17 protein-coding genes are annotated in these 17,188 nt (G+C 54.0%); 14 read left to right on the forward strand and 3 right to left on the reverse strand.

Annotated elements, in window-relative coordinates; genetic code table 11:
* Window positions 1-130 precede the first annotated feature (130 nt).
* The 3 genes from KK078_RS23550 to KK078_RS23560 all read left to right on the forward strand — a co-directional run bounded on the left by KK078_RS23550 (window position 131) and on the right by KK078_RS23560 (window position 3,511).
* Window positions 131-760 (forward strand): ABC transporter ATP-binding protein, encoded by a 630-nt coding sequence (locus tag KK078_RS23550; protein ID WP_254092781.1) that lies wholly within the window; start codon window positions 131-133, stop codon window positions 758-760.
* Window positions 760-1,884 carry a hypothetical protein gene (locus tag KK078_RS23555; RefSeq protein WP_254092782.1) on the forward strand — a complete coding sequence of 375 codons (1,125 nt, stop codon included), beginning with the start codon at window positions 760-762 and terminating at the stop codon, window positions 1,882-1,884. Before KK078_RS23550 ends, KK078_RS23555 begins: the two co-directional genes overlap by 1 nt.
* Before the next feature lie 253 nt (window positions 1,885-2,137).
* On the forward strand, window positions 2,138-3,511 hold the full coding sequence (locus KK078_RS23560) for a hypothetical protein (RefSeq protein WP_254092783.1): 1,374 nt from the start codon (window positions 2,138-2,140) through the stop codon (window positions 3,509-3,511).
* A gap of 69 nt (window positions 3,512-3,580) precedes the next feature.
* Here the strand turns inward: KK078_RS23560 and KK078_RS23565 are convergent, their stop codons facing one another.
* The 3 genes from KK078_RS23565 to KK078_RS23575 are packed head-to-tail and all read right to left on the reverse strand — an operon-like array spanning window position 3,581 to window position 5,783.
* A complete protein-coding gene (locus KK078_RS23565) occupies window positions 3,581-4,669 on the reverse strand; it encodes a hypothetical protein (RefSeq protein ID WP_254092784.1) in 1,089 nt (362 codons plus the stop codon).
* A complete protein-coding gene (locus KK078_RS23570; protein ID WP_254092785.1) occupies window positions 4,666-5,208 on the reverse strand; it encodes an anti-sigma factor family protein in 543 nt (180 codons plus the stop codon). Before KK078_RS23570 ends, KK078_RS23565 begins: the two co-directional genes overlap by 4 nt.
* On the reverse strand, window positions 5,205-5,783 hold the full coding sequence (locus tag KK078_RS23575) for an RNA polymerase sigma factor (protein WP_254092798.1): 579 nt from the start codon (window positions 5,781-5,783) through the stop codon (window positions 5,205-5,207). The genes KK078_RS23570 and KK078_RS23575 overlap by 4 nt, the downstream gene beginning before the upstream one ends.
* A 252-nt stretch (window positions 5,784-6,035) precedes the next feature.
* Here KK078_RS23575 and KK078_RS23580 point away from each other — a divergent pair, with 252 nt between their 5' ends.
* From KK078_RS23580 to KK078_RS23630, 11 genes are all read left to right on the forward strand, one after another.
* Complete coding sequence (locus KK078_RS23580; protein WP_254092786.1) at window positions 6,036-6,626, forward strand: TetR family transcriptional regulator; 591 nt, start codon at window positions 6,036-6,038, stop codon at window positions 6,624-6,626.
* Between the two features lie 19 nt (window positions 6,627-6,645).
* Window positions 6,646-7,968, forward strand: coding sequence for a TolC family protein (locus tag KK078_RS23585; protein ID WP_254092787.1), 1,323 nt, complete (start codon window positions 6,646-6,648; stop codon window positions 7,966-7,968).
* A 24-nt stretch (window positions 7,969-7,992) separates the two neighbouring features.
* Window positions 7,993-9,072: an HlyD family secretion protein gene (locus KK078_RS23590; protein WP_254092788.1), complete on the forward strand. Its 1,080-nt coding sequence runs from the start codon at window positions 7,993-7,995 to the stop codon at window positions 9,070-9,072.
* A gap of 6 nt (window positions 9,073-9,078) precedes the next feature.
* Window positions 9,079-10,656, forward strand: coding sequence for a DHA2 family efflux MFS transporter permease subunit (locus tag KK078_RS23595; protein WP_254092789.1), 1,578 nt, complete (start codon window positions 9,079-9,081; stop codon window positions 10,654-10,656).
* Between the two features lie 124 nt (window positions 10,657-10,780).
* Entirely contained in the window at window positions 10,781-11,695 is a 915-nt protein-coding gene (locus KK078_RS23600) for a glycerophosphodiester phosphodiesterase (protein ID WP_254092790.1), read from the forward strand.
* Window positions 11,696-12,020: 325 nt separating this feature from the next.
* On the forward strand, window positions 12,021-13,016 hold the full coding sequence (locus KK078_RS23605; RefSeq protein ID WP_254092791.1) for an adenosine kinase: 996 nt from the start codon (window positions 12,021-12,023) through the stop codon (window positions 13,014-13,016).
* A 140-nt stretch (window positions 13,017-13,156) separates the two neighbouring features.
* Window positions 13,157-13,318, forward strand: a complete 162-nt coding sequence (rpmH, locus tag KK078_RS23610; protein WP_254092792.1) for a 50S ribosomal protein L34 — start codon at window positions 13,157-13,159, stop codon at window positions 13,316-13,318.
* A 50-nt stretch (window positions 13,319-13,368) separates the two neighbouring features.
* Complete coding sequence (rnpA, locus tag KK078_RS23615; protein WP_254092793.1) at window positions 13,369-13,746, forward strand: ribonuclease P protein component; 378 nt, start codon at window positions 13,369-13,371, stop codon at window positions 13,744-13,746.
* 114 nt (window positions 13,747-13,860) lie between these two features.
* The gene (locus KK078_RS23620; protein WP_254092794.1) at window positions 13,861-15,510 is read left to right on the forward strand and encodes a S41 family peptidase; all 1,650 of its coding nucleotides are present in this window, start codon (window positions 13,861-13,863) and stop codon (window positions 15,508-15,510) included.
* Window positions 15,510-16,220, forward strand: coding sequence for a tRNA (adenosine(37)-N6)-threonylcarbamoyltransferase complex dimerization subunit type 1 TsaB (gene tsaB, locus KK078_RS23625; RefSeq protein WP_254092795.1), 711 nt, complete (start codon window positions 15,510-15,512; stop codon window positions 16,218-16,220). The genes KK078_RS23620 and tsaB overlap by 1 nt, the downstream gene beginning before the upstream one ends.
* A 21-nt stretch (window positions 16,221-16,241) precedes the next feature.
* On the forward strand, window positions 16,242-16,760 hold the full coding sequence (locus KK078_RS23630) for a DUF2480 family protein (protein WP_254092796.1): 519 nt from the start codon (window positions 16,242-16,244) through the stop codon (window positions 16,758-16,760).
* Window positions 16,761-17,188 lie beyond the last annotated feature (428 nt).

The raw sequence follows: 17,188 nt of genomic DNA on the forward strand, positions 1-17,188 counted from the left end.
ACGTAGGTCTGCCGATAGGATGATCTTTGATACACATACTTCCTGACATCCGTCAGGCTGGCCGTGTTGATGTGTAATTCCTGACGAATGCAGGCGACAGATATCACCAGACGAGCAAATACAATGGCTAATGATACAGTTTGACCGGTTTGCCAAACGGTATGGCACAACTACGATCGTACAGATCGATGCGCTTACACTGCCTGTGGGCATTTATTGGGTAAAAGGTGCGAACGGTTCCGGCAAGAGTACATTGTTACGCTCCATGGCCGGTGTGCTGCACTTCCGCGGTGACATTGCCTGGAACGATCTTCGTCTTAAAAAAGACACGGTGTCTTATCGGCGCGTCGTAAACTTTGCGGAAGCCGAGCCGCTGTTCCCGGAGTTTCTGACGGGTATGGAGATGATCGATCTTTTTCGCACAGCCAAGAGTGGTGCACGGCGGCAGGAAGAGCATTATATAGAGAGCATGCATATGCAATCGTATATACATCAGCCTATCGGCACGTACTCCAGTGGTATGTTAAAGAAACTTTCGCTGGTACTGGCGTTCCTGGGCACGCCGCAGCTTATCTTACTGGACGAGCCGGCCATTACGCTGGATGCAGAGGCGCTGGAGGCGCTCGATCGGTGGATCATCGGGCAGTATACGCGCCAGGGCACGACATTTCTGATCTCTTCGCACCAGCCCCTCGCCATGGAAAGCTTGCCACTACGGCATCTGCTCGTAGCACATCACACGGTAACCGTCACGGCCTGATGACCCGGCCCGTAGCCCATGTGTTGATACGCATCTTCGCGTACCGGTTCTATAAGACCAATGCCGGGCTGTTCCTGTTCCTCTTTGTAACCGTGGTGACGTACTTCTTTTTTATGAACGTACTGAACGAAACACACCTCGTACCGGCGGACCGCATACGGTACAATCTCATTTTTGCGCTGTCGTTCGTTTCATCCCCGTACATCTGCGGGGCGGTCTTTGTGGGGTGGGCGTTCTATACCGTACGCAGCTGGAGCTTTGTGCTGAAGCAATCCCGGTTGCCGGAGCAACAGTTTTTGACCTACAGCGTTACCGCAGCCCCTAAGGTGCAGCAGTATGTCGACTGGTGCCTGGTGCAACTGGTGCTTTCGCTCCCGGCCTTTGTGTTTGCATTGTTCTGCGTGGTTGTGGGTCTGGTTTATCAATATTATCTGATACCCGTGTTACTGGTGGCCTACGTGCTGCTGGTGATCCTGGTGAGTGCGGCGTTATATGTGTGGTACATAAACCGGCTGGCGAGCGACGTCGGGCGTTGGTGGATGACGACACTCACCCGGCGTTGGCGAAAACCCCTGTTCAGTTTGTATCTGTACGAGCTCTTGTACCGGCAGAAGCTTACGCTGACGGTCACCAAGTTGTTTTCGTGGCTGATCCTGGCGGGCGGTATCGTGCTGTTCGGCAGCCTGACAGCCGATGTGCGCATGGGCGGCGTGATGGTATTGCTGCTGGCATTGGCCCACCTGGTGGTACTGTATCAGTGGCAGCAATTTGAGAATACCTACCTCAGCGTATTGCCGAACCTGCCGTGGCCACGGTGGCGGCGTTATGGTCATACCCTGTTGGCCTACCTGTTGTTGACGTTGCCTGAAACGATATGGATACTGACACAGGGCGATCTTTCGACAGCTGCCGGGTTGGCAGCGTTGAACCTCGCCATGGGGATGCTGCTCCGCAGTTACTTGTACAGGATGCCGCTGTCGATGGCGAAGTTTGTAACGGCGGCGTTCTACGGCTTTATGATCTTGTTTCTGGTGATCCTTTTTGGGGGAATGTGGTGGGCTGCACCGGTGATGTTGGCTGCCTCGGCCATACTATTCTACCAACGCTACTACACCTACAAGTAAGGAAAAGGCCGGTGCGATGGGAAAATGAGTTCCATTTGTCGTGATTCGCCCATCGCCCGAAGGCGTCGTAAGACATCTTGTGCGGTCACGGAAAGGAAAACCACTATACTACAGTGCGTGTTGACCGGAATCGGTCATGTAAGAATATTTGCTGCCCGGGCGGTCTGATCTATCGGCTCCGCTAGACGGCGTTTGTGCTTTTTCAATAGTTTTGAAGATCTATTGTCTAAAAAATTACCATCAACCATTATCTATGAAAAACAAATTTTTACTGCTTTGCCTGACAGCCCTGGCAGTGTTGGCTTTTTCCTGTTCGGACGACAGCGACGATGTCAAAAAAGAAGAAGACGATGACCAGCCGCCCGTGGGAGAGACACGCGGTATGAACATCCAGGATGCACAGAGCCTGGTGCTGCTCGGACCCGCTCCCAACGGCCGCATCGGCGATGTACGCCCGGCTTACACACCCAATCTGTACAAGATTACAGAAGGCGGCTCCATGGAGGTTGTAAAGTTCCTGGATGCCCAGGGCAATGTTATCGATACCAAGGAGGCCGGCACCAATGTACTGGTACGTTGGATCACACCGATGAACGACGAGTATGTGGCGCTTACGGGTGACTTTGTTTTTCCCGATAGCATCAGCACGAAACATTATACCACGCTGCTGCTGCGCAAGACCGACGGCGCCATCTTCGATTTTACCCAGGGTGGTTTGGTGCCTCCATGGAAAAGACTGGGCGAAGCAGTTGTAAAGGCCGATGGCGCGGGCAATCTATATTATCTGACCATGGATAATGCTGCCGGTTCCGTAAAGAAACTGGATGTTTCCAACCCCCAGCAGCCGGCGGTATCAGGTTATACATCCACCGGGCAGGAAGCCCGGTATTTCGAAATGGATGCGCACGGAAATTGCCTCTACAAATATGGCGAGTCTGGCGGCGTAACCCAGGCGAACGGCACGGCCGATCTGCGCATCCGGAAAGCCAACGGAGGGATCTTTGAAGTGAAGGTCGATGGCCGCGACAACCGCGAAGCCTGGCTGGGCAATAACGGATCGTTCTATTTCATCACGTACACCTGGGATAACGGTTATTTGCCCGCCATCCACAGAATAACGATCACGGGAAGCGAGATCGCGATCAACACCGTTTGGTCGGCCAACGACGACCTCGACGTGAACGACGCCGTCGGCAGCATGATGCGCACCGAGAGCCAGGGAGCCTATATGATCCGGAAAGAGAATTCGGTTGTCTTTGTCGATACCTATTTTAATCGCAACCTTCACTGGGAGTTTTTCGAGGAGGATAATACCGTGCGCAAATTTGAGCTTCCGCAGGTTGAGGAAGGCGCCCTGTTGGTGTACTCTGAACGCTACTACTACATAGCCTCCGGCACGAACCTGTACAAAGTGGACCTCGATACACACGCGTATGAAAGTCTGCTGCCCGAAAACGCGTATGAAGTGTATACCATGAACGTAAGCGCCGATGACGTGGTGCAGTTCAGCGCAATGCGTTTCAGCGACGGCAAGAAGATCGTAGCCGAAATTAGCGCTGCTGGTGCCCTGACCGTGGTGAGCGAGGAGCTGGAAGCGGCGGCGATCGTATTGCAACGCTTGAATTAATACTTACGTGCGCACGTAACGATAGGAGAAGGCCCGGCAATGTACGCTGCCGGGCCTTTTATATTCATCTTATGCGCGCCGCCGCCGGGTGAAGAGAAAGACCGTCAAGATGATCACTCCGCCCGAGACAGCCACCGCCCAGTAGTTTAGCTGACGTGCCTCGGCGTAGAATGTATGATCCTTTATCAGAAATTTAATGGAGGGCGGATTCCAGAAAAGCTGGTTGCCTGAAATGGAGTCGGCATTGGTTCGGACCACTCCCCACGGCATATTGATCTGGTGCCGATAGGTAGCATCGCTGGCTACAGACATAAAGCTAAGTTTGCTATCCATCGCTTTAAGCAAGGCCTGCCGTATCGTTGATAGTTGAGCCGAGGATAGCGGAATACCGAGGCTATCGAGTGTGTCGACCATGTAGTTCTCACTGATATCATGCCTGGAAACAACATCCCGAAGGATACTTTCTTTGTGTGCCCGCAGCGTGTCGTACCACCGGTCCTCTACGTGGTTTTCCTGCATAAGCTTTACCGTAAGATCATAATATTGCTCATACAGGGCACGTAAGCTGTAGTCGCCGAAGAGCTTATCGTGCAGGTGGGCGAGGTATATGCTGTCGGCCGGCGTGATCTTTTTGCCCTCGGCGGGGAGGCGGTCTATGAAGCTGTAGTCTTCCGGGGTCACATAGTTCGTGATCGGATAATCCAGCCGGTTGATCGCGTGATAGGTATCGGCGTAATAGAGATATGTATAGAACCAACGGAATTTCTTTTCGAACGAACTGGTTACGCGAAACAATGTGTCGACGGGCGTCGCCAGCGCGGCATTCGCTTCGTGCACAGACGAGAAATGGCGACTGAAGGCATAAAGCGTTATCGAGTCAACTTCCGGGATCATTCGGGTCGCTACGGCCCACCCGTCTTCTACACGCAACCCGAATATGTTTTCAATGGTGTCGCTGTGGGTGACCTCTACCGTATTGTCCGGTCTGGCATTGATCGCCTTAATAATTTTATGGTCTTCGGTTTGAGCGATGTGAATGGTCTTGTCCAAAGAGCCATCCGGGTAAACGGTGGTTTCCATGGCGATATCCTGTTCGCAAGCGGAGAGGAGAGCTGACAGACATAGTAGGAAGTATATGATGTTGATTCGGAATTTCATAGCGAAGAAAGTTTTCGTTGTTTATGCGTTTCGAAGAGTGATGCGGCACAGGACTCATCACGAAGACATTGATACCAGGAGGGGGTGGTTGGTTTCGACTGTTTTTTTTCCTCCGCGTATTGTTTTAGAAAGACGCCTGTATTCAAGGTGGCCGACGCTGCCGGGCCCGGCATGCGTTTGACCACGACTGGTCCACTATACTGTTCAGAAACAAAGAGCACCAACAACCCTACCGATACGGCCGCCAGCGAATATCGGACAAAGAGCGAATCCATCGGTGCGAGCAACCGGGTCACAACGGTTGCCCGCTGTGCCGGTTGTTCGATGCGTGCGAGAATGGCATCGGTAAGATGTTTCGCGTGCGCGGGCGCCGGTCGTGCCGTAGAAGCATGCTTCACCAGCGCAGATTGCTGTTGTACTTCCTCCAGCAACGCGCGGCAGGCGTCGCACGTCAGCACGTGCTGGTCTATAATCAGACGCGCTGCGGGAGAGAGCTCATCATAGAGGTAGATGTCTTCTAAATATCGTGCACAGCTCATAACGAGAAGTGGTTTGTGTTGTCTTGATAAAAGGCACGGAGTTTTTCGCCCACCTGCCGGCGGGCATAAAACAAATTACTTTTTAAGGTGCCGGCGTCCATCGATAGAGCTTCGCACGCCTCCTGGGCGGAAAGCCCTTCGAGGTCGCGGAGGATAAAGACGGCGCGCTGTTTCGGCGGCAATGTTTCGCACGCCCGGTGAACGGACTGCAGCAGCTCGCGTTGCTGCAGGTCTTTTTCGGGTGAGCTCAGGTCGGGTATGCCGTGGCCATCGGCTAGTCCGACCCGGTTCTTTTGCTGCCGGCGGTGGCGCGACTTTAAAAAGTCGAAGCACAGGTTGACGACGATGCGGTAGAGCCAGGTGGTGAGCTTGACCTCAGGCCTGTAGTCCGGCAGGTGGCGCCAGAGCCGGACGAAGGCTTCCTGGACGATATCCTGGGCGTCGTCGGCATCCCCCGTAAAACGGTAGGCAACGGAATACGCGTAGGGCTGAAGCCATTCCACTACCTCGCGAAAGGCCTGCGTGCTGCCGCGGGTAGCGCGCAGGATGGTGTCGGTCGGTGGCGGGTTAGGCATCTTCAAATTTACCCATGATACGAGGACCCGCAGCGGAAGTCAAACGTGTTAAAAAAATTTTTCCGAAATCCACAACCGTTTGAAACCGTACGGTAAATGCGTTTTGAAACCGTACACGTTTCTTTTACTTAAACATTTGTTTAAATCTTAAACAACCGTTTAACTTTGCGTCCGTTACAAGACATCGGAGCACAGCAGACGCCCGCCTGCGACTCTCTCCCGGCCCGTCGAAGTGACATTTATACATCTTTTATGACCAGCGAAAAAATACTGTCTGCCGCCGCCGAGCTTTTTATGGAAAAGGGCTTCGACGCCGTCAGTGTACGCGAGATCGCCGCCAAGGCGGGGGTGAACGTGGCCCTGATCAACTACCACTTCCAGTCAAAGGAAAACTTATTCCTGTCTGTGCTGGAAGAGACGGTGTCCGCCTCGCGCATGAAGCTGAATAACCTGAACAATGCCGATATACCTTCCAAAGAAAAACTGCTGCAGGTGATCGACATGTATACGGAGAAGATCTTTACGAACTGCCGCGGCTATCATTTCATTCAGCGTGAGCTGACGGGGACGCAGCGTCCGGAGTTGGTAGAGGGCATCGCCAAGATCACCAACAAGAACAGCGCCGAGCTGCGCCGGTTACTGGAAGACGGGCAGAAGAAGAAAGAGTTTAAGAAAGAGGCCGACGTCGACATGGTGAACGCAACTCTGTTCGGTGTCATGTACCAGGCCACGCACGCCGTACTTCGGAAGCGCTGGATACGCCCCGGCGAAGACGACGCGGCGTTCAAACAACGTGTTAAAGAATACCTGGTCGATCTGCTGACCGGGTACCTGATCAAATAAACCGAACCAATTTTTAGTTATGTATAGAAGAATAACGTGGGCCCTGGCAGCGCTGCTACTCGCAGCAAGTGCGCAGGCGCAAACCGTCAGGAAGCTGACGCTCAAGGAGGCTGTGGACCTCGGCGTAGCCAACAGCAAGGAGCTGGCCGTATCGTCGGCCAAAGTAAAACAAGCCCAGGCAAAGGCCGCCCAGGCAAGCGACAAGGTATGGCCGGAAGTGGGCGTAAGCGGCACCTATCTGCACCTCAATACCCCCAACGTAGACATTAAGGCCAAGCCCGCCGACGGCGAAACAAGCGGCAGCTCACAGCTGGCCATCTTTGAAGACCTGCACGACATTGCGCTGCTGCAAGCCTCGGCATCCCTGCCGATCTTTAACGGCTTTCGTATCCGGAACAACCGCCTCATGGCCGAGTACCTGGAAGAAGCCGCCAAATACGATGCCCAAACGGCGAGGAGCAAAGTAATGCTCAATACGGAGAAAGCGGTTTATCAATATTATGAGCTGCTGGAAACGCGACGCACCATCGAGGAAAGCCTCAAGCGCGAGCAACAACGCGTGAAGGAATTTCAGGACCGGGAGAAACAAGGTCTGCTGGCGCGCAACGACCGGCTCAAAGCCGAGCTGCAGGCCAACAACATCGAGCTGGCACTGACGGAAGTGAACAACAACGTGCAGCTGGCAGAATACAACCTCATTATATTGCTCGGCTTGCCCGACGACACAACGCTGGAGCTCGACACCGCCGGCATGTTCGGCCAGATGCCACTGACCACGTGGGATGAATATTTGCAGACCGGTCTGACCAACCGCAGCGAGTTGAAAGCAGCAGAGTATCAGGTAAAAGCAGGTGAATCGGGGTACCGTGCCGCCAGGGCCAACCGCCTGCCGACGGTAGGGTTAAGCGCCGGGTATGTAAATGCGTACATCCCCAATGTCGCCAACATCACCAACGCGATGAATGCCGGTGTCTCTGTGAAATATAGTCTGACCGGTGCCTTCCATGCGAACCACGGCATACAAGAAGCCAAAGCGCAGCAGGCGCAGGCCGAAGCGGCCCGCCAGGCCGCCACCGACCAGGTGAAAGTCACCGTGCGCCAGAAGTTCCTGAAGTGCCAGGAGTCGGTCGACCGGCTCGCGATCACCGAGCGTGCCATCGAGCAAGCCGAAGAGAACTATCAGATCACACACAACAAATACAACCAGGGTCTGGTGATCCTGTCGGACTACCTCGACGCCGACCTGGCGCTGCTGCAAGCCCGCATCAATTATGCGACGACCCGCGCCGAAAGCATGATCGCGTACTACGAGCTTCAGGAATCAGTCGGGAACCTTCAATAATCAGAACAAACACCTTTATCCAGTATGGAAACCAATAAGAGAAAGAAGAATAAAACATTTGCCGTCGTGTTGGGAGCCCTGGCCGTTGCGGGCGCAGCCTTTGGTATCACTAAATATATTCACGGTCAGCACCATGAAGAGACCGACGACGCGCAGGTGGAAGCAGATATCAGCCCCATCATTCCGAAAGTGCCGGGGTATGTAACGCGCCTGCAGGTGGAAGACAACAAGGTCGTAAAGGCCGGCGATACCCTGGTCGTGCTCGACGACCGCGACCTGGCCCTGAAAGTACTGCAAGCCGAAGCAGCCCTCGAAAATGCCAAAGCCAGCCTCGCTACGTCGCAGGCCAGCTATACAACGTCACAAGAGAACGTATTGAGCTCGCGCTCGAACATGGAAGCGGCAGACGCCAACATCGAAATTGCACAAGTACGCGCCAAGCGTGCGGAGCAAGACTTCAAACGCTACCAGGAGTTGATCAAGACCAACTCGGTTACACAACAGCAGTATGAGCAGGCAGAAGCCGAGAAAGATGCAGCCTTGAAACAGCTCGACGTAGCAAAACGTCAGCGCGAAGCCCTGTACCGCGAGACATCCGCCCGCAAAGCACAGAGCAACGTAAGCGATCGCAACATTGCCCTGGCGCAGACTGTGGTGAAAGAACGCGAAGCAGACCTGCAATTTGCTAAACTGCAGCTGTCGTATGCCTACATATTGGCCCCCACCAACGGCGTGATCTCACGCAAGAGCGTACAGCTCGGTCAGTACGTACAAGCAGGCCAATCGTTGTTTGCTCTCGTCACCGAAAAACAAAAATGGGTGGTAGCCAACTTCAAAGAAACACAGCTGGACAAGATGAAGCCCGGCCAGGAAGTAGAGATCAAAGTAGACGCCTTCCCCGACGACGTGTTCGCGGGCAAGGTAGAATCGATCTCACCGGCAACAGGCGCAAAGTTTTCGTTGCTGCCGGCCGACAACGCGTCCGGTAACTTTGTGAAAGTGGTGCAACGCGTGCCGGTAAAAATTGTGCTGACAGAGAAAGCCGCCAAGGCTGGTCTGCTGCGCGCCGGTATGAACGTGATTGTAGACGTACACCTGGACTAATACCCTATGACGCAACAGGAATCATTGGTCGAATACGGCTTCAACCGCGTCATCATTACCATTACGGCGGTGATGTGTGCGCTGCTGGAGATCATCGATACGACCATCGTCAACGTAGCGTTGAATGACATGCGGGGCAACCTGGGCGCCACGCTCAACGACGTGAGCTGGGTCATTACAGCCTACGCCATCGCCAATGTTATTGTCGTACCGCTCACCAGCTGGCTTTCGCAGCAGTTTGGACGCCGTAACTACTTTGCCGTATCGATCGTGATCTTTACGGTCGCATCTTTCCTCTGCGGCAACGCAACCTCTATCTGGGAGCTGGTGTTCTTCCGCTTTATCCAGGGCCTGGGGGGCGGTGCACTGCTGGTAACGTCGCAGACGATCATCACGGAAGTATACCCGCCGGAAAAGCGCGGCATGGCGCAGGCGCTGTATGGCATGGGCGTGATCGTAGGACCGACACTGGGGCCGCCGCTGGGGGGCTATATTACGATGAACTACAGCTGGCCGTATATCTTCTATATCAACATCCCGATCGGCGTCATCGCCACCTTGTTGACGCTGTCGTATGTCAAAAGTCCGAACTATGGTGGGAAGAAATCGCTGGGCGATGTAGACTGGCTGGGTATCGGCTTCCTGATCATGGCCGTGGGATCACTGCAATTTGTATTGGAGAAAGGGCAGGAGCACGACTGGTTTGAAGATGCGCACATTATATTCTTTGCCGTGTTGGGCGCGCTGGGCATCTACCTCTTCATCTGGCGCGAGCTGGTGGCGAAAGACCCGGCAGTAGAGCTGCGGGTACTCAAAGATAAGAACCTCGCCATTGGTACCGTGCTATCCTTTATCCTTGGCTTCGGCCTCTATGGGTCGACCTTCGTGATACCGATCTTTACGCAGAACTCGCTGGGATGGACCGCGCTGCAAGCGGGTATAATGCTGGTGCCCAGTTCGGTTGCCACCGGTATCATGATGCCTTTCGTGGGACGAGCCGTTCAAAAGGGGATATCGCAAAAGTACCTGATCGCAATGGGCTTCTGCGTGTTCTTTGGCTTCAGTTTCTGGGCCTATACCGTGATCACGCCGTTTACCGGCGAAGGCGACTTCTTTTGGATGCTGATGGTGCGGGGTGTAGGTCTAGGCCTGTTGTTCGTGCCGGTTACTACGTGGGCGCTCTCCTCGCTCAAGGGGAAAGAGATCGGGCAAGGCGCAGCCTTTACGGGCATGGTGCGGCAGTTGGGTGGGTCGTTCGGCATTGCGCTGATCAGTACCTATATCAGCCGCAAGAACGTGCAGCATCGCGCCGACCTCATCGACCACGTATCGTCATATGATCCCAACGTAACACAGCGGCTGAACGGCATGCAGGCCAACTTTATGTCGCATGGCTCTACAGCCGAGGTAGCCGTGCAACAATCCTACCGGGCCATGGAGGGGCTGGTCATGAAGCAGGCGGCGCTGTTGACCTACATGGACGTGTTCCTCGGCATCGGGTTGTTCTTCCTGCTGTGCGTACCGTTCGTGCTCATACTGAAGCCCGCCAAAGGCAAAGTTGACATGAGCCAGGCAGCACACTAATTCAGGATATTTCAATACACACGACATCCGCGCACAGCGCAGGGCCGGGCTGGAGTTTTTAGAGGGGTTGCCTGGTCCGCGCGCTGTCCGCGGATGTTCGTGTTTTTTTCTTTTATCTTTCGGCATGCTTAGATACCTCTTCCTTGCATGCATGCTGTCGTCCACCCCGCTGATGGCGCAGATCTACACACCGAAGTTCGATGTACAGGGCCACCGTGGTGCCCGCGGCCTGAAGCCCGAGAACACCATACCCGCGTTTATCACCGCCCTCGATTCGGGCGTGATGACATTGGAAATGGATGTGGTCATTACCAAAGACCGGCAGGTAGTGCTGTCACACGAACCCTGGATGTCGTCGGAGATCTGCCTCGACACCGCCGGCAATGTCTTTACCGGCAAGGATGAAAAACGCTACGCCATCTACGACATGACCTATGCCCAGGTGGCCCGCTTTGACTGCGGCTCAAAGATCAACGAGCGGTTTCCCCAGCAGCAAAAAATGCCCGTAGCAAAACCCCTGCTGCGCGATGTGCTGATCGCCGTGGAAGACCACATCAAAGGCGTGACGTTATATGAAGTGGATTACAACATCGAGATCAAAAGCTCGCCCGACGGCGATAAAAAACTTCACCCCACGGTAGAGGAATATTCCGACCTGGTGTATGCCATGCTGGACGAATACATTCCGATGGACCGCGTGGTGATCCAATCCTTCGACTTCCGCGTGTTGCGCTACTGGCATAAAAAATATCCGGATATCCGCCTGGCGGCGCTGGTGGAGAACGTTAAGTCCGTAGACGCCAACCTGGCCGACCTCGGGTTTAACCCGGCGATCTACAGCCCGTACTTTAAATTGATCACCAGGGAGCGGGTCGACGCCCTGCACAAACGCCGGATCCGCGTCATTCCCTGGACGGTAAACGAAACTTCAGACATGCTGTCGCTGAAAGGCATGGGCGTGGATGGCTTTATCACCGATTACCCCGACCGGGCCAGGCGGTATAAAATGACACTGGGCATGAACGTGCAGAAGAAATAGCACGATGCCAACGAAACTGGCCGAACTGGCCGAAACTGGCGCAAGTTTGAGCACCGAGCGGTAGCGTAGGTGCGGTAACTTGTGCCGCGACGGTTGGCAGTTTGTAACTGCCGTCTGCCCTCTCAAGCTGTCCGCCGCTGTGACCGGCGCCAGCATAGCCATAGCAAACCTATACCCATCCTTATAGCATCCTTATAGCAAACATAGGGATACCTTATTGTAAGCATATAAAGAGTATAGTAAAATGAAAGTTGCGAAGCTGCCGGAGCACTGGTTTGTTTGATGGCGCTGTATTCCGTATCCTTGCGCAAAATTTTTCCCTCGCATGAAGAAATACGACGTTTATGGCATCGGCAACGCCATTGTGGATATTGTAACAGAAGTCGAATACGACTTTTTTGAAAAGAACGGTATCGAAAAGGGCGTCATGACCCTGGTGGATGAGAAACGCCAGGTGGAGCTGATGAAGGCCATAGACATGAAAAAAAGCAAGCTCACGGGCGGCGGCTCTGCGGGGAACACCGTAACGGCCATCAACCAGTTTGGCGGAAAAGCTTTTTACTCGTGTCTGGTGGCCAACGACGAGCTGGGCAAATTTTTCCTGGACGAGCTGAGCCGCAGTGGGGTAGACACCAATATGCGTCACGAAACCTGCCCTCCGGGCGACTCGGGTCGCTGCCTGGTGATGACCTCGCCCGACGCGTCGCGTACCATGAACACGTTTTTGGGCGTAAGCTCGCTGCTGTCACCCGAGCACCTGGACGAAATCGCCATCAAAAATTCTTCCTACGTCTACCTGGAAGGCTACCTGGTGCCCAGCCCGCAAGGCCTGCAGGCACTGAAGGAGGCAAAGCGCATCGCCGAACGCAACAAAGTAGATGTAGCGCTGACCTTTTCCGACCCCAGCATGGTGAAATATTTCTCGCAGCAAATGACCGAGATCGTCGGCGCCAGCGTAGACCTGCTGTTCTGTAACGACGAGGAGGCCATGCTCTTTACCGGCACCACCTCGGTAAGCGAGGCCCGCGAAAAACTGCGCGGCGTGGCCAAGCGGTTTGTGATCACCCTGGGAGCCAACGGCGCCCTGATCTTTGACGGCGATACCTTTATTCAGATCGAGCCGTACAAAGTGAAGGCGGTCGATACAAACGGAGCCGGCGACATGTTCGCGGGGGCCTTCCTGTATGCCATCACACACGGCCACAGCTACGCCGAAGCCGGCAAACTGGCATCGCTGGCATCGTCGCGCGTGGTGTCGCAATGGGGCCCGCGCCTGGAAACGGCCCAGGCTCAAAAAGTGCTGCAGGAGCTGACGGCGTAAGCCGCATCCAGAAACCGTAAACCAGCCTTTTTACGCTGGATTTGGCACTTTTCGGCAGAAATCGCAGTAATGAGTTGTAATTTAGACAAATAGTGGCCATCTTTGCAGCCCTTAAAAAGTAAGGGTAAAACGGATATACTATGAAACGTACATATCAACCTTCCCGCAGAAAGAGAAAGAACAAGCACGGTTTCCGTGAGAGAATGGCGTCTGCTAATGGTCGTCGCGTATTGGCTTCCCGTCGCGCGAAAGGTCGTAAGAAACTGACTGTTTCTGACGAGAAGACATTAAAGCATAAATAATCGCTTTCGGGTAGATGAGCTCCCTGGGAGAGATTGAGTAATTTGATCTCATGGGGAAATTTACATTCCGCAAGGAAGAACGACTCTCGAAAGAAAAGCATATACAGGAACTCTTTGCCAGGGGTTCCTCTTTTTATTTGTTCCCGTTCAAGGTAATGTTCCTTCCGCAGGCCGACCCGGCGGGCCCGGTGCACCAGGTCCTGATCTCGGTCTCCAAGCGTCATTTCAAACGGGCCGTCGACCGCAACCTGATCAAGCGGCGCATACGCGAGGCCTACCGGCTGCAGCAACAACTTATGCCGGCGGCGCCCCGGCTGGCCGTGGCCTTTATTTACACCCACAAGGAACCGCTGTTATCGGCCGAGCTGCAGGGAAAAATGCGGAATACGTTGGTAAAACTGGGCAAAATGGCCCTTTCCCCGTCCTAGCGGGAAGAGGTTGCCGCGACACCCATCCTTGCGTATATTTAAAAGATGATTCACACCCGGCAAGCCGGCCGGGGCTTGAGCTAGCAGCCAGTACAATTTCAGATATTATCGATTATGTGGAGAAGATATTCGTGGTTGATCCTGCTTACGACGGCTGTGGTGGCGCTGGTAGCCTTCCGCAAGCCCGCCGAACGATACTTCGATGTTGCCAAAAGCCTTGATATTTTTGCCACCCTCTTCAAAGAGGTCAACGCCTACTATGTTGATGAAATAGAACCTCAAAAGCTCATCCGCAAGAGCATCGACGGCATGCTCGAATCGCTGGATCCGTACACGGACTATATTCCCGAGGACGAGATCGAGTCGTTTCGCATCTCCACCACCGGCCAGTACGGGGGCGTGGGCGCGCTGATCGGCATCATCAATAAGAAAACAACCATCACCTTTCCCTATAAGAATTTCCCGGCCTACCTGGCCGGCGTGAAGGTAGGCGACGAGATCGTTTCCGTGGACGGCCACCTGGTAAAAGGCAAAACAACGTCAGAGGTAAGCGCCTGGATGAAAGGCAAGCCCAAGACCGAGGTGGAGATCCGCATACACCGCTATGGACTGAAAGACGACCTGGTGTTTAAGATCCGCCGCGAAAAGATTGCCGTCAGCAACCTGGCCTACACCGGCATGCTGGAGCCGGGCATCGGCTACATCCGCCTCGACGACTTCACCCCTGGCGCCAGCCGCGAAGTAGGCGAGGCGTTGACCGCCCTGAAAGCGCAAGGCGCCAAAAAAATAATTCTCGACCTGCGCGAGAACCCGGGCGGATTGCTGCACGAAGCCGTGAACATTGTCAACCTCTTTGTGCCCCGTGGACAGGAAGTCGTGTCGACCAAAGGCAAGGTGGAGGATTGGAACAAAACCTACCGCACGTTGAACAACCCCCTGGATACAGAAATACCGATGGTCGTGCTGGTAAGCGAAGGCAGCGCCTCGGCCTCGGAGATCGTGGCCGGTTCTTTACAGGACTACGACCGCGCCGTACTGATCGGCAAAAAGACCTTTGGCAAGGGCCTGGTGCAAACCACACGCCCCCTCACCTACAACGCCCAGTTGAAAGTGACGACGGCCAAGTATTACATCCCCAGCGGCCGCTGCATCCAGGCGCTGGACTACACCCACCGCAAAGACGACGGTACGGTAACACGCGTAGCCGACTCGCTGAAACGCGAGTTCACGACCCGCAACGGCCGCAAAGTCTATGATGGCGCCGGCCTTGATCCGGATGTGGAAGTGGAGTTCGATCCCCTCGGGCGTGTAACCGCCGCGTTGATCAACTCAGGCCTGGTCTTTGAGTTTGCATCGCGGTATTGCGCCTACAATCCACACATGCCCGACCTGAAAACGTTCCGGTTGTCGGAAAACGACTATGCCGAATTTTCGGCGCTATTAAAAGAATTTAAGTTTGTCTACGACATGCCGCTGGAGGAAAATGCAAAGCACCTGGCGGAAACGGCGCGGAAAGAGCGCTACTATCGTGAGCTGGAAGGACCGCTGAACACCCTGCGCGGCAAGATCGAAGCGGGAAAAAACTCCGACCTGGTACGCTTTAAAAAAGAAATTATGCAGGTGCTGGAAGAGCAGATCGCTTTTCACTACACCCAAAACGAAGGGCAGGCCCTGAACTCGCTGCCGCGTGACAAGGCCGTGCTGGAGGCGCAGAAGCTTCTGAACAATCCGGTCGCCTATCAGAAAATTCTTTCTCCGAAGTAATGTCGATCATTCTTAGTCTTGAAACTTCTACCCATGTATGCTCGGTGGCGCTGCATGCAGACGGTGCGTCGCTGGCCTCGGCGGTGACCTACCGCGAGCAGTCGCACGCCTCGAAACTAGCCGTACTAGTGGACCAGGTGCTGTCACTGGCCGATGTGACGATGGCCCAGCTCGGTGCGGTGGCCGTTTCGTCCGGCCCGGGCTCCTACACGGGACTGCGCATCGGTACGTCTACAGCAAAAGGCCTTTGCTATGCGCTCAACATCCCGCTCATCGGGGTCGGGGCATTGGATTCGCTGGCGTTAGCGGCGGGACCGTTCAACACATCGCGGGCATTACTTTGCCCCATGATCGATGCCCGCCGCATGGAAGTGTATTGCCAGCTGTTGGATGCCGAATACAATGCCGTAAGTCCCGTCGAAGCCAAAGTGATTGATGCGGAAAGTTTTCGGACGCAGCTGGAAGCCGGTCCTGTCTTGTTTTTTGGAAACGGCGCCGCCAAATGCCAGGGGGTGATCCAACATAAAAATGCCTTTTTCCTGGCGGATGTTCATCCTACGGCAGACACCGTAGGTACACTGGCCTGGGAAAAGTTCCGGCGAAATGAAACCGAAGACCTGGTGACGTTCGAGCCCTTTTATCTGAAGGAATTTATGATCAAAGCGCCGGCAACACCGGAAGTTGCGGCGGCCGCGAACAAAACAGCCTGAAGCTGATGTTTTAACAACGCTATGGAAGCAGAGGAACAAATTGTAAACCGCGTAGCCAACAGCGGCCTGATTACCTTCGACCTGGAAGAATATTATCAGCCCGGGCCGCGCGTACTTATCGACATAAAAGATCAGCTCTTTCAAGGACTTATCCTGAAGGAAAAGGATTTTCGTGATCATATCAAAGCACACGATTGGAAGCAATATGAAGGCGCGTATGTAGCCGTCACGTGCTCTGTCGATGCGATTGTGCCGACATGGGCGTATATGTTGTTAGCCATTGCCCTGGAGCCGCACGCAAAGCGTGTCTTTTTTGGTTCGGCAGAGGCGCTGGAAGTAGCATTGTATCAGGAGCGTCTTGCGCAAATCGATTGGCAGATCTTTAAAGATGCAAAAGTGGTGGTGAAAGGCTGTAGTAAAGTGGCCGTTCCCATCGCCGCATACGTCGAGGCGACCAACAAATTGAAGCCGTTAGCCGCAAGTTTGATGTTTGGTGAACCCTGTAGTACAGTTCCACTCTACAAGCGACCAAAAGTTTAGAAAAATTTACTGGAGTGTAACTTCTTTACAATCAGACTTTAGCCAGGGTAGGAAGGGGACTGTAGAAAAAATCTCACACAGCATTTTTGCATCTTATCAAACCTTGGCTACATTTGCATCCCCAATCGCTAGAAGGGCGACGGGGATGCAAGCGGTGAAAGCCGAGAAAAGCAAAAGACACTTGACGTACTGTGGAGATTCTGGTTGGATCTGATGGATTGATTCTCTTCACGGAGAGATAAAAAAAGAAGAAAAAAAGTTAGCCGGAATGTTGCAAAGAGAGAAAAGCTTCTTACCTTTGCACTCCCAAAACGAAAGAGGGCTTCGAAGATCAGAAGGATTGACGGAGATAAAAGTTGAAAGGTTTAAAAACTGTTAAAGGTTTGCGACCACGGTTGGTCGAAGTCGGAATGGATAAGTGATTTGAG

This window comes from Dawidia soli, from assembly GCF_018598185.1.
GTDB classification, from domain to species: Bacteria; Bacteroidota; Bacteroidia; order Cytophagales; family Cyclobacteriaceae; genus Ohtaekwangia; species Ohtaekwangia soli.